The sequence below is a fragment of the Lentilitoribacter sp. Alg239-R112 genome (assembly GCF_900537175.1).
Lineage (GTDB): Bacteria > Pseudomonadota > Alphaproteobacteria > Rhizobiales > Rhizobiaceae > Lentilitoribacter.
Map to the genome: position 1 here is coordinate 219,865 of NZ_LS999834.1, position 14,096 is coordinate 233,960.

General features: G+C 44.0%; 10 protein-coding genes. 7 read left to right on the forward strand and 3 right to left on the reverse strand.

The features are described 5' to 3' along the window. Nucleotides 1–161: 161 nt before the first annotated feature. The 3 genes from G3W54_RS14335 to G3W54_RS14345 all read right to left on the reverse strand — a co-directional run bounded on the left by G3W54_RS14335 (nt 162) and on the right by G3W54_RS14345 (nt 4,256). Entirely contained in the window at nt 162–593 is a 432-nt protein-coding gene (locus G3W54_RS14335; protein ID WP_162653965.1) for a universal stress protein, read from the reverse strand. Then, nucleotides 590–3,223, reverse strand: coding sequence for a TRAP transporter permease (locus tag G3W54_RS14340; RefSeq protein ID WP_162653966.1), 2,634 nt, complete (start codon nt 3,221–3,223; stop codon nt 590–592). The genes G3W54_RS14335 and G3W54_RS14340 overlap by 4 nt, the downstream gene beginning before the upstream one ends. Nucleotides 3,224–3,305: 82 nt before the next feature. Continuing rightward, complete coding sequence (locus tag G3W54_RS14345) at nt 3,306–4,256, reverse strand: TAXI family TRAP transporter solute-binding subunit (protein WP_162654437.1); 951 nt, start codon at nt 4,254–4,256, stop codon at nt 3,306–3,308. 365 nt (nt 4,257–4,621) lie between these two features. Here G3W54_RS14345 and G3W54_RS14350 point away from each other — a divergent pair, with 365 nt between their 5' ends. The 7 genes from G3W54_RS14350 (at nt 4,622) to G3W54_RS14380 (ending at nt 14,095) form a co-directional block, all read left to right on the forward strand. Further along, nucleotides 4,622–6,934, forward strand: a complete 2,313-nt coding sequence (locus G3W54_RS14350; RefSeq protein WP_162653967.1) for a cache domain-containing protein — start codon at nt 4,622–4,624, stop codon at nt 6,932–6,934. Between the two features lie 32 nt (nt 6,935–6,966). Beyond that, nucleotides 6,967–7,587, forward strand: a complete 621-nt coding sequence (locus G3W54_RS14355; RefSeq protein WP_162653968.1) for a response regulator — start codon at nt 6,967–6,969, stop codon at nt 7,585–7,587. 76 nt (nt 7,588–7,663) lie between these two features. Continuing rightward, the gene (locus tag G3W54_RS14360; RefSeq protein ID WP_162653969.1) at nt 7,664–8,983 is read left to right on the forward strand and encodes an aspartate aminotransferase family protein; all 1,320 of its coding nucleotides are present in this window, start codon (nt 7,664–7,666) and stop codon (nt 8,981–8,983) included. Further along, on the forward strand, nt 8,983–9,747 hold the full coding sequence (locus tag G3W54_RS14365) for a 3-keto-5-aminohexanoate cleavage protein (RefSeq protein ID WP_197742875.1): 765 nt from the start codon (nt 8,983–8,985) through the stop codon (nt 9,745–9,747). Before G3W54_RS14360 ends, G3W54_RS14365 begins: the two co-directional genes overlap by 1 nt. A gap of 342 nt (nt 9,748–10,089) precedes the next feature. Then, a complete protein-coding gene (locus G3W54_RS14370) occupies nt 10,090–11,826 on the forward strand; it encodes an ABC transporter substrate-binding protein (RefSeq protein WP_162653970.1) in 1,737 nt (578 codons plus the stop codon). A gap of 132 nt (nt 11,827–11,958) precedes the next feature. Further along, nucleotides 11,959–13,008: an ABC transporter ATP-binding protein gene (locus tag G3W54_RS14375; protein WP_197742876.1), complete on the forward strand. Its 1,050-nt coding sequence runs from the start codon at nt 11,959–11,961 to the stop codon at nt 13,006–13,008. A 10-nt stretch (nt 13,009–13,018) separates the two neighbouring features. Then, nucleotides 13,019–14,095, forward strand: coding sequence for an ABC transporter ATP-binding protein (locus G3W54_RS14380; RefSeq protein ID WP_162653972.1), 1,077 nt, complete (start codon nt 13,019–13,021; stop codon nt 14,093–14,095). The last annotated feature ends 1 nt before the right edge of the window (nt 14,096 follow it).

Genomic DNA, 14,096 nt, shown 5'->3' on the forward strand with positions numbered 1-14,096 from the left:
TAGATATGCTTGCATGCCATTAGCATGACAATAGTATTTCAGTTTTGTGAATGTTTGAATGAACGCGTAATTTTGCAGAAAATAAAACACCTGAATGCATAAAACGTATAGTCACGCTTAGCATTCAGGTGTTGGAATAAATAATAGTTATGCGGGTTTACTTATCTCACCACATAGACCGAACATGTTGAATGGCGAACAATGCGAGCGGCATTGGGACCCAATAGATAATCAGCAAAATCCGGCTTATGCGCACCAACAACAATAAGCGAGGAGCCGGCAGCTTTAGCTGTTTTAAGCACCTCTTCATAAGTTTTACCAAATGCAATGACATGGCGCACTTTAGAATTTTTATCTTCACCTAACACGCCAGTTACTTGATCGTTTAGCTGTTTTTTAGCCTCTTCCATCATCTGATCGTGATGTTCTTCACTAAAAAAGCCACCAACAAGACTGGTGCCGTAGTCGGGCACCACAGTAATAACATCTAGCTGCGCATCCTCCATGACAGCAAGTTGAGCTGCCTTTTTGAGAACATTTACATCTTCACCAGGGTGGCTGATATCTATGGCGCAAAGTACGGAATTGGTCATGCTGTTTCTCCCACTTCATCGTTAAATTTATGAGGGTTTGATTTCTGACGTCTACTTTGTATCCAAGCTATCAAGAACAATAGAATAAGGGCGGGAATGAAAACCAACTCCTTCGGAGATTGAGCTGATGGAGCCTGTATACTCTTAATTACGACGGACTCATCAAGATAGAAGTCAAAGCTGCCAAGGCTCTCTGCAAATGGCGAACTAAACGAAGGTTCATCCATTTTCACAACATCGCCTTCCTCGATCAGAACTAGCCCCGTTTGCTCAAGGCGTTCTGCACCGCTTCCTTCTCCTTCAACAGTCAGAACAAGCGTTGTATCCTTGTTCTTACCCGTGTCAAAATCAGGTCCGGAGACGACCATTCTAAGTTCTTGCCCCGGCGTTGCAGTATCAAGAGCACTACTGAGCTGTTTGGGCTCAATATTGGCAAATGGAGGTTGCAATCGATCCATCACAAAATCCGGACGGAACAAGATAAATGCAATTAGAATAAGAGCTACGCTCTCATACATACGGCTTTTGGTAACAAACCATCCCATCGTGCCGGCAGTAAAGACCAGAATCGCTATCGAGGCTATGATAAAGACAAGTATCCCTTGCGTTAAGCTCACATCAATCAACAATAAATCAGTATTGAAGATAAAGACGAACGGCAATGCAACAGTTCTAAGCGAATAGAAGAATGCGGCAAAACCGGTTTTAATTGCATCACCGCCAGATACCGCAGCGGCGGCAAAACTGGCTAGCCCTACAGGCGGAGTAACATCGGCCATAATTCCGAAGTAGAAGACAAACAGATGAACAGCAATTAACGGAACAATCAATCCAGACTGTGCTCCCAATTCAACCACAACACCTGCCATCAATGATGAAACAACAATGTAGTTTGCCGTTGTCGGTAGACCCATACCAAGCACGAGGCTTAACAAGCCAACCAAGACCAGCATCAGAATAAGATTACCACCTGACAGGAACTCAACAAGGTCAGCCATAACTTGCCCAACACCTGTTAATGTAACAGTTCCGACAATAACACCGGCCGTAGCAGTCGCAAGACCAATGCCGATCATGTTGCGAGCGCCGTCAATCAATCCTTCAATTAGATCAACTACACCCTGCTTGAACGCATTTGCGGTTTTATTCTCGCCCCGAAAAATCGACTTTAACGGCTTCTGAGTAAGCAGAATTACAAACAAAAGAGTTGTCGCCCAGAAAGCTGATAGGCCTGGAGACTTTTGTTCGATCATAAGAAAGTAAACAAGAACAATGATCGGCAACAAATAGTAGAGCCCAGCTTTGTATATTTCAGCAACAACAGGCAACTCAACTTCTTTAGCATTGGGATCATCTGGCACCAGATCAGGCACTTTAGCAGCGAGCCATAGCAGTGCTACATAAGCGGCAAATACCAAGATAGATAAAATACCACCAGAACCTGCCGGGAACAGAGATGTAATCCATTTAACAGGATATTGCACACCATAACAAAGCCCCGCAAAGCCAGCAAAGAACAGTGCCATACCGCCGATTGTACGGCCCATGGAAACAACACGATTACCCAATGTAGGCATGTTTGATTTAACAGCTTCCAAGTGAACAATATACACCAACGCGATGTAGGAAATTGTTGCTGGTAAGAATGCATGGGTGATTACTTCCACATAGGAAATACCCACGTATTCAACCATCAAGAAGGCGGCAGCACCCATCACCGGTGGCATAATTTGACCATTAACAGAGCTGGCTACTTCAACTGCGCCAGCTTTTTCAGATGAGAAGCCAACACGCTTCATTAGAGGAATTGTAAATGTGCCAGTTGTAACAACGTTTGCGATAGATGAACCGGAAATCAGGCCAGTTGCGGCAGAACCGACAACGGCAGCTTTAGCCGGGCCACCTTTAAGGTGCCCTAAAGCGCCGAACGCCATCTTAATGAAATAATTACCTGCACCCGCTTTATCTAGCAGAGCACCAAACAGCACGAACAAGAATACAAACTTCGTAGAAACACCAAGAGCGATACCAAATACACCCTCTGATGTGATCCACATATGGCTCATCGCCTTCTTCAACGATGCGCCTTTCCAGCGAATGACATCGGGTACGATCTCTGATGATCCGAAGAATACATAGGCCAGGAATATTGTTGCGATGATAGCCATTGCGGGACCAAGCGCGCGACGTGCAGCTTCAAACAATAAAAGCATCCCAGCGAGCGCAAACCACTTATCGATATCATCCGCAAGACCACCTGCATTGACGATTTTTTGATAAAAAATAAATCCATAAAGCGCAATGAAGGTAGCTAGTATCGCCATGATCCAATCCTGGATAGGAATGAAATGACGCGGACTGGACTTTAATGCAGGGTAAGCCATGAAAGCTAGAAAAATAGCAAATCCTAGATGTAACTGGCGCGAATTGTTTATAATATCGCCCGGCAAAACATAGTTAGCCAACGGTGATGCCAAAATGACCTGAAAGACCGACCAGATTACGGCAACGACTGCCAAAAATGTCCCAACAGCGCCATGTGGAGACCTTGCTCCGGCATCAGATGCTGCGACGAGTTCCTGAAGCTCTTCCTCACTAAGTGCGCGATTTTCAGTTCCACTATTTACCATTGTGCTGTCCCCTCGACTACCCATGGATAATTATATAACCAAATAAAAAAGGAGGGCACGCTGCCCTCCCCGATATTTTGACCTATTCGATCAGGCCTGCTTCTTTGTAATATTTGGCAGCACCAGGATGAAGAGGTGCAGACAAACCAGCAGTTGCCATGTCTTTAGGCTCAAGATTAGCAAAAGCTGGGTGTAGCTTTCTGAAATCTTCAATGTTTTCCATCACTGATTTTACAACAGTGTAAACAGCTTCTTCTGAAACAGCAGTTGAAGATACGAATGTCGCACCAACACCAAATGTCATAGTGTCAGCATCATTGCCACGGTACATTTTACCGGGAATTGTTGCTGAACGGTAGAAAGGATTATCGCCGATTAGACCTTCGACTTCACTTCCGTCAACTGTCACAAGAACACTGTCACAAGCTGTTGTTGCTTCTTGGATAGAACCAGATGGGTGACCAACAGTATAAACCATTGCATCAATTTGGTTATCACAAAGCGCTGCAGATTGTTCTGCTGCTTTTAACTCTGTTGCCAAAGCAAAATCAGCTGTTGTCCAGCCTTTTGCGTCAAGAAGAACTTCCATTGTACCGCGTTGTCCAGAACCTGGATTTCCGATATTTACGCGTTTACCTTTAAGGTCATCAAAGGTTTTGATGCCAGCATCTGCGCGTGCAACAACTGTAAACGGCTCAGGGTGTACTGAGAATACAGCGCGTAGCTCTTCAAATTTACCTGCATCAGCAAATTTAGACGTACCGTTATAAGCGTGATACTGCCAATCAGATTGCGCAACACCAAACTCCAACTCACCTTCGCGAATTGTGTTGATGTTATAAACAGAACCACCAGTTGATTCTACTGAACAACGGATACCGTGATCTTTACGACCTTTATTAACCAGACGGCAAATTGCGCCACCAGTTGGGTAATAAACACCTGTAACACCGCCTGTACCAATAGTGATGAATTCTTCAGCAACCACTGTTGTGCCCATCATGGAGCCCAGAGCAAGTGCAGCTGTTAGCATTTTTAATTTATTGACCATTATTGTCTCCCGATAAATTACATTCTCATTTCGCAGGTTAAAGCGAGGGTTCTCTAATTTAGTCAGCAAATGACAAAACTAGATTTCACTATTATGAATGAAATTTCAACCTCCCTGCTTCCCAAGAAGATCACATTGGAACAAAATGGTGTCTATACGCGTCATTACCTATGCCGAGTTTAGAATGCTCAAAATAGTTTACAGACAACTAAAAGATAATTATTCCTAACAGTTATGAAATTGCAAAAATCAGAAGTGAATAAATTTAAGTATTTGTTTTCTTGCATAAAATAGGAACTTAAATTGGAATATACTTATGATTGGAAGCACCCAAAGGACATAAATTAATGAAATTTTCACTTGGTGCGATACTTGCAATTTGGCTGTCAGGTTTGCAATTCGTAGCCGTTCTTTCGGTTGTTTCCTTCAACTATATCTCATCAGAGCGTGTATTGCTTGACCACGCAACAGCGTTGATTAGTGAAGTAGGTCAAAGCTCAAAGGAGTATTCTAGAGGTTTTTTAGAGCCTGCAGTTCGAGCCACAAATCTTGCCAAACGGCTCATAGAAAATAACCTGGTATCAAACTCAGACCCCATAGAACTAGAAAAATTACTCTTTCAACAAATGCAAGTTGTGCCGCAATTTTCGGGTATGTATTACGGAGATGAACAGGGAAATTTTGTCTATGTGATGCGAAGTGAAATACATGCGGAATTTCGCACAAAGATCGTACACCGTGATGAAGACACGATCTCAACTGAACTGATCTGGAGAGATAAAAATTATAAGATCGTAAAATACGAGATTGACAAAACTGATAGGTTTGACCCGCGAGGCAGGCCTTGGTATCGAGGCGTTAAGAGTGAGCGAAGCTTTATTTGGACCGCGCCTTACATATTCTTTTCATCCCAACGCCCAGGAATTACCGCCGCCACGCCCGTAATCTCTTCTAATGATCAGTTAAAGGGAGCTATTGGCGTTGATATTGAAATTGACGAAATATCTGGATTTCTATCCAATCTTGAGATTGGGCAAACCGGCGTAGCGATGGCGCTTTCAAGCGATAGAAACGTGATTGCACATCCGAAATCTGATCTAATCAAAGTGAATGGTAGTTCTGGTGCTCTTGAATTCGTCAATATCGATGAGATCGAAGATCTAGTTGCTAGGAAGGCCTTTGGTAATCTACCGAATTTGAACGATGTCGGTTCCAAGCAAGAAATCGAGTCTGAATTTATATATAATGACGGCAAATTTGCGTCTATCCTAATACCTGGCCATATTCATGACTTGCCTTGGTCAATCGCGATTTACGCCCCGCTAAGTGATTTTATTGGCGGTATTGAGGAAAATAGAACACGCAATATCTGGATTGCTATTTTCATAGCTTTAACGACCGGGCTAATTGGCCTGAAAATTGCCAACAAAATCAATCAGCCAATTCGTGATTTCGCTGCTAGGGCAGGATTGTTGGCGAGTGGAAAACTAACCAGATCTGAAATCAAGCTCGAAACCTATCCTGAATTAGAAGAGGCAAGTGAAACTCTTGCCAATGAGATAGCTCAAAGAAAAACATTTGAACGTGTATACGGGCACACTTTTGCGCTCGCCTCTCGGGGTATGGCACAAATTTCTCCAAAAGACGGAAGATTTATTCGCGTAAATTCCCAGTTGGCTGAAATTTTGGGCTTCAGTACGGAAGAAATGGTTGAAATGTCCATCTCAGACATATTGCATGCAGAAGATGCTGATACTTACACTTCCTTCCAAAACATAATGAATAATGGCTATGAGTATAACCAGGAGAAACGATATGTCCGAAAAAATGGTGATGTAATCTGGTTACAAGTCAACGCAATTCTAATTCGGGATCAACTGGGTAAACCAATGTATGCGGTTGCTACAATGGATGATAAAACGGAACAGAAAACAGCAGAATCCAAAATTAGTGATCTAAGTAGAGATCTATCCCATTTTGCGAGGGTAAATATGATGGGACAGATGGCAGAAGGTTTAGCTCATGAACTGAACCAACCTTTAACGTCAATAACTCAGAATGTAGACGCTGCACTTCTGACCGTGAAAGAGCAGACGAAACCTGACCCGGAACTGGTAGACATCTTGCAGGACATGGACCGGCAAGCACACCATGGCGCTGAAATAATACGTGCCCTTCGCGGTCTAGTTCGTAAAGACGAAGGTCAGCAAGCAAGTTTCAGTATTACAGAGCTCTTGGAGCAAACATTGCAATTGCTGAATCCCGAGGCGCGGGAACACGGAGTTGCTATTTCATTTGTTGCTACAAAAAATCCAAATGTCTTCGGTAATAGAGTTCAAATTGCACAAGTCATCATGAATTTAACACGCAATGCTATTGAAGCTGTCGACGTGGTAGACCTGGATGTAAGAGAGATAAGCATTGAAACAGCACGTGCGGGCAATTTTATCGAAGTACATGTCATCGATACAGGACCTGGTATCGACCCAGGAGTTGATTTATTTGCCCAGTTTGAGAGTAGCAAGAAAGATGGCATGGGATTAGGGCTATCTCTTAGCCGCACGCTCATCGAAGCAAACAACGGCACAATATGGTATGAACCCAAAGAAAATGGGCGATCTAAGTTTTGCTTCACAATTCCGATTGCAAGTTTAAACTAGTGCATTGGACAAACTTCATTGAGATATATTCTATGAATGATCTAACTGTTTTTATAATCGACGACGACGACGATATTCGAGCATCTCTCACGAGATCACTGACTAAACGCGGCTATAATGTCGAAAGCTTCTCATCGGCAAATGAGTTTCTAAGTTCTCATAATGAAAATAATCTCGGGTGCATACTTTTGGACTATGGCATGCCAGAGTTAAACGGATTGGAACTACAGCAGTGTTTGATTGAACGTGAAATATCGATTCCAATTATATTTATGACTGGACATGGCGGAATACCTGAATCGGTTCAAGCTATGAAAGCTGGCGCGATTGATTTTCTTGAAAAACCTTTTAAGCAGAAGATACTGTTGGAGGCGATCAACACAGCATTTGAGAATACAAGAATATCCATGCAGCATGACGACGATAGCAAGGTGCTTCGGTCAAAACTTGAAAATCTCACAACTCGTGAAAGAGAAATTGCCCAATTTATTGTTCAAAATCCAGCCGACACCTCCAGCAAAAACATCGGACGACAATTAAACGTCAGCCCGCGTACAATTGACCATCACCGCGCGCGTATTCTGGAAAAAATGGATGTAACATCGGTCGCCGAGTTAATCGAAAAGGCTATCACAACAAAACTATTTTCTTGATTAGCGAGCGTTTCGCGAAACCCAAGACGAAAACTTATTGTAATCATTTAAATTATGAACTGACGAGGGACATTCTGTGTCACATATTTTCCCAAGACATACCAAAGCAAATTTACCAACTGTAGAATCAGGACAAGGCGTTTATCTATACGATACCGATGGCAAGCAATATTTTGATGGTTCAGGCGGGGCAGCCGTCTCATGTTTAGGTCATGGAGATAAAGATGTAACAGCAGCAATCAAAGAGCAATTAGATGAGATTGCGTTTGCACATACTAGTTTTCTAACGTCACAGCCAGCCGAGCAACTAGCAGACAAGCTGGTAGAATTGGCTCCTGATGGCATTGATCGGGTTTACTTGGTGTCTGGTGGCTCGGAGGCCGTAGAATCTGCGCTTAAACTTGCCAGACAATATTTCTGGGAACAGGGCCAAACATCAAAGAAATATTTTATAGCGCGAAAACAAAGTTATCATGGGAACACCCTAGCTGCGCTCGCAACAGGTGGCAATGAATGGCGGCGTGCGCCATTCTCCCCTCTTATGATCGAAACAAGCCATATCTCTCCATGTTATGAATATCGAGGCCGGCTTACGAATGAAACCACGGAACAGTATGGATTACGAATTGCCAATGAACTGGAAACCGAAATCCAACGTCTTGGTGCTGAAAATGTTATTGGATTTGTCGCAGAACCAGTCGTGGGGGCTACCGCAGGAGCCGTGCCAGCCGTCAAAGGTTATTTCAAGCGAATTCGAGAGATCTGCGATGCACACGGGATACTATTGATTCTAGACGAAGTTATGTGCGGCATGGGACGAACAGGAACCATGTTTGCCTGTGAGCAAGATGGGGTGTCGCCAGATATTATAACTATAGCAAAGGGGCTGGGAGCCGGTTATCAGCCAATTGGCGCCATGCTTTGCACGAAAAAGATTTACCAGGTGATTGAAGGTGGTTCTGGTTTCTTTCAACATGGACATACCTATATCGGGCATCCCGTTGCAGCGGCTGCCTCCCTCGCCGTCGTCAACAAACTGACAAGCCACGGTTTGGTCGAGCGTTCCCTCGATATGGGGCAGAAATTGCAAACTGTTCTGCAGGATGCTTTTGGGGAACACCCTCATATTGGTGATATTCGAGGGCGCGGTTTATTTCGTGGTCTGGAAATCGTCAAAGATCGGGAAACGAAGCAACCATTTACACCAAAAGATACAATCAACAAAAAATTGAAAAAAGCGGCATTTGAAGCCGGTTTAATTTGCTATCCTATGGGCGGAACAATAGATGGCGTAAATGGGGATCATATCCTGCTTGCACCACCATTCATTCTGGATGAAACCCATATTGATGAAATCGTGACCAAACTTAAAACAGCGTTCCAGCAGGTTTTTTAATGAAGATGATCAAACCATTACCAAAAATCATGGTCGCACCCAACGGAGCGCGGCGCGGGAAACAAGATCACCCTGCTCTGCCAATAACAATAGCAGAGACTGTGGCAACAGCTAAGGCTTGCGTTGAACAAGGTGCGGATGGGTTGCATATGCACATCCGTGATGAACAAGGAAAACATACGCTGGATGCAGGCACATATCGAGAAGCACTTAACGAACTACAAAATGCATTGCCAGAACTTTATGTCCAGATAACAACAGAGGCTGTTAGTCAATATTCAGCGGCACAGCAACGCAAATTGGTTAAGCAACTTATGCCAAGCGCTGTTTCAATCTCTATAGCTGAAATGTTGTCTGACAACGAAGATAAAGAGGCAAGTCAATTCTACAACTGGTGCCGAGATTCAAACATCTCGGTTCAACATATCATATATGATAATGATGATCTAAAAAGGATAGAAGCATTGTCCTTACTAGATAAAAACCACTCGCTACAGCTGTTATTTGTACTTGGCCGTTATACCAAAAACCAGCAGAGCATGCCGAAGGATCTCGACCCGTTTTATGAGTGGATGCAGTATAAACAAAATATCGACTGGGCGACCTGCGCCTTTGGACCAGGAGAAACCGATTGCTTGGTTGAAGCGTACAAGCGGGGCGGGAAAGTGCGCATTGGTTTCGAAAATTCGCTGTGGAATAGAGATGGATCAATAGCCAAAAATAACGCCGAAAGGGTCGCGGAACTGGTAAAATTCATCACCTAATTTATTTGAAAAATTGAGTTCTACAAGATCGTTATTTTTAATGTAATGACAGCATGATTCTTATTAGAAATCAGTTCATTAATTTGTAAATTTAGACGAAATTTTTGAACATCTGCGTGTCTTCAACAATTGAAATGCGAGGTTGTTCACATAAAAAATGTGAACTCCATTCTCTTTACGTCGAGTTTAAAATATTGAATATACATAAATAAATACAGTAAGTTATGTATGTATTCATCATCATCCATAGCGATCTACTAAAAAATTAGTTGACATAAGTGTAACATCCGGTGTTTGAATATAGGGGTCAGTTTGGGCTGACTCACAATACTGGAGGAAATAATGCATAAAATATTGCTATGTACGGTAGCATCAATTGGTCTGCTGAGTGGAATGAACTCAGCATTTGCCGATTCAGCTGCCGCAAAAAAATGGATTGACCAGGAGTTTCAACCTTCTGCTCTATCCAAAGATCAGCAGATGTCTGAGATGGACTGGTTCATCAAAGCTGCTGAGCCTTTTAAAGGTATGGAAATCAATGTTCTATCCGAGGGCATTCCTACTCACTCATATGAATCTGAAGTTTTAACAAAAGCATTTGAAGAAATCACGGGCATCAAAGTCAATCACCAAATCCTTGGTGAAGGTGAAGTTGTTCAAGCTGTTCAAACGCAGATGCAAACAAACCGTAACCTTTATGATGGCTACGTAAATGACTCCGATTTGATCGGTACACACTCTCGTTTGCAACTTGCTTATAATCTGACAGATCAAATGGCTGGCGAATGGGCTGCAACAACATCCCCTACCCTAGACCTTGAAGATTTCATGGGTACACAGTTTACAACTGGTCCAGATGGAAAACTTTATCAGTTGCCAGATCAGCAATTTGCAAACCTTTATTGGTTCCGCAAAGATTGGTTTGATCGTGAAGACCTAAAAGCTGCGTTTAAAGAAAAATACGGTTATGATCTTGGCGTGCCAGTAAACTGGTCAGCCTATGAAGATATCGCCGAGTTCTTCTCAAAAGATGTTAAAAATGTTGACGGCGTCGATATCTATGGTCACATGGATTACGGTAAGCGCGCACCAGATCTTGGTTGGCGCATGACTGATGCTTGGCTATCAATGGCTGGCGCTGGTTCAAAAGGTGAGCCAAACGGTGTTCCAATTGATGAATGGGGAATTCGCATGGAACAGGGTTCTTGTAATCCTGCTGGTGCTTCCGTTTCCCGTGGTGGCGCTGCAAACGGCCCTGCTGCCGTTTATGCGATCCGCAAATGGGACGAATGGCTACGTAATTACGCACCTCCAGGTGCCGCTAGCTTTGACTTTTATCAGTCACTTCCAGCACTTAGCCAAGGTAATGTTGCTCAGCAAATCTTCTGGTACACAGCCTTTACAGCAGATATGGTAAAACCAAAGTCAGAAGGCAATAATACTGTCGATGATGAAGGTAATCCATTATGGCGCATGGCTCCGTCACCGCACGGCCCTTATTGGGAAGAAGGTCAAAAAGTTGGTTATCAGGATGTGGGTTCTTGGACATTCTTGAATTCAACACCATCTGACCGCGCGCAAGCTGCTTGGCTTTACGCTCAGTTTGTAACGTCTAAAACTGTAGATGTGAAAAAATCACATGTTGGTTTGACATTCATCCGTGATTCATCAGTCAATCATGAGAGCTTCACAGAGCGTGCTTCTAAACTTGGTGGTCTTGTTGAGTTTTATCGCTCTCCTGATCGTGTTGCATGGTCACCTACAGGTGTGAACGTGCCTGACTATCCAAAACTGGCACAAATCTGGTGGCAGCAAATTGGTGACGTGAACTCAGGTGCCTTTACACCACAGCAAGCGATGGATCGTTTGGCTGAGGAAATGGACATCACTATGTCACGTATGCAACGTGCAGATGAAGGCGCCAATGTTTATGGCGGTTGTGGACCTCGTTTGAACGAGCCTAAGGATGCATCCGAATGGCTTGGAAAAGGCGGCGCGAAAGCTAAGCTTGATAACGAGAAGCCACAGGGCGAAACAGTCAACTACGAAGACCTAGTTGCCCGCTGGAACTCGAACTAAGTTCCTCCCGAAAGTCGGCCAAAAGTTAGAATGAAAGTTCTAACGTCTGTTGGGGTGCCAGAGTGCCCCAACAGATCTCGCTCAATAAAATTCACATAAATTACAACGATTTGGTGCTCCATGGCGCTCGTATTGCAAAATATAACTAAAGTTGTCCAAGGTAAGACACACATCAAACAGATGGATCTTAACTTGGAAGCTGGTCACTTTAATGTGCTGCTAGGCGAAACTGGTGCAGGTAAAACATCACTTATAAAGTTGATGGCAGGCCTGGACCCGGTAAGCTCCGGCAACATTATTATGGATGGCGCCGATGTCACCCAATTATCCACACAACAACGTCGGATCAGCCTTGTTCATCAGTTTTTTGTCAATTATCCGCATATGACGGTTTTTGATAATATAGCCTCGCCATTGCGAGTTGCCAAAGTTGCAGAGTCAGAAATTCAAGGTCGCGTTGAAGAAGCGGCAGACATTTTGAAGCTTCGTCCGATGTTACATCGCAGACCACATGAGCTTTCCGGCGGGCAGCAGCAGCGAACAGCGCTAGCACGCGCCATTGCCAAGGATAGTCAGGCTGTGTTTTTAGATGAACCTCTTGCAAACCTTGACTATAAATTGCGGGAGGAATTGCGCGAACTTCTTCCTGAACTTTTTGCGGGTCGCGGTGCAGTTGTTGTTTATGCGACATCTGAACCCGAGGAAGCATTGCTGCTCGGCGGTAAAACCGTTTTGATGCAGGATGGATACGTTCGCCAGTTCGGGGATACTGCCGATATTTATCGAAATCCCAATAATTTGATTGCAGCGAGAGTCTTCTCAGACCCGCCCATCAACCATGCGTCCGTAACCAAAAAAGGCAATAAAATCGAGATGGGAAATATCACGTGGGATACATCCAAAGCAGCCGCTAGCTTGCAAGACGGACAATATCTCGTGGCGGTTCGACCACACCATGTCCTGCCTGTCAAAACTGAAAAAGCCAATATTGCTGTCACAGGAAAAATTGGTGTAACTGAACTCAGTGGTTCGGAAAGCAGTGCGCATTTTACATTCGACGATCAAGCATGGGTTTCTCTTTCCCATGGCGTTCACCCCTATCAAGTGGGCGAAGATCACACATTTTACATGGATCCTTTGGAGTGCCTTTACTTTGCACCCGATGGCAGCCGGGCTGCGTGAGGATTAGATTATGGCAAAAATTACTCTTTCAAAACTTCGACATAGCTATATGCAAAATCCGCAAGAACCGGATGATTATGCACTGAAGCAAATTGACCTCGAGTGGGAAGACGGCGGAGCCTATGCTCTTCTAGGTCCTTCTGGTTGTGGTAAGTCAACCTTGCTTAATATCATCTCCGGCTTGGTAAAACCGACCGAAGGCGCTGTGCTTTTCGGTGATAAAGATGTCACCGAACTGCCACCAGATCAACGCAATATTGCGCAGGTTTTTCAGTTCCCTGTCATTTACGACACGATGACAGTCTATGATAACCTCGCATTTCCTTTGCGAAACCGCGGCGTGGATGCAGCAACGATTGATAAGCGCGTTCACGATATCGCGGATATGTTGGAAGTTAGCGATATGCTGGACCGTAAGGCATCAGGCCTTAGTCCCGATAATAAGCAGAAACTTTCAATGGGTCGTGGTTTGGTTCGTGACGATGTTAACGTTGTGATGTTTGATGAGCCACTAACCGTTATCGATCCGCATTTGAAATGGAAATTGCGTAGTAAACTCAAAGAGCTTCACCAAAAAGTTCATCACACAATGATTTATGTGACGCATGACCAAACTGAAGCGCTGACTTTTGCCGATCAGGTTGTTGTCATGGACCTTGGTGAAGTTGTGCAAATTGGCACACCGGTAGAATTGTTCGAGCGCCCTGCACATACATTTGTCGGGCACTTTATCGGCTCCCCTGGGATGAACGTCTTACCTTGTGGTATGCGTGATGGAATGGCGTTTTTAAATGGTCAAAAAGTTGACCTCGAAGGCGCTGTTAAACCTGGCATGCAGGGTAAAGCAGAGATTGGCATTCGCCCTGAATTTGTTTCCCTTGGAACCCACGGCATCGACGCAAAAGTGCGCAAAATCTCCGACGTAGGAAGACACAGTGTTGTTGATGCAATGATTGGAGACGCAAGCGTTATGGCTATCGTGGACGGACCTTTGCCTAATATTGGTGATGATGTGAAGATAAATTTCCAAACACATCAAACCCGCCTTTATATTGATGGATGGTTAGCAACGGAAGCAAAGGGGTAAT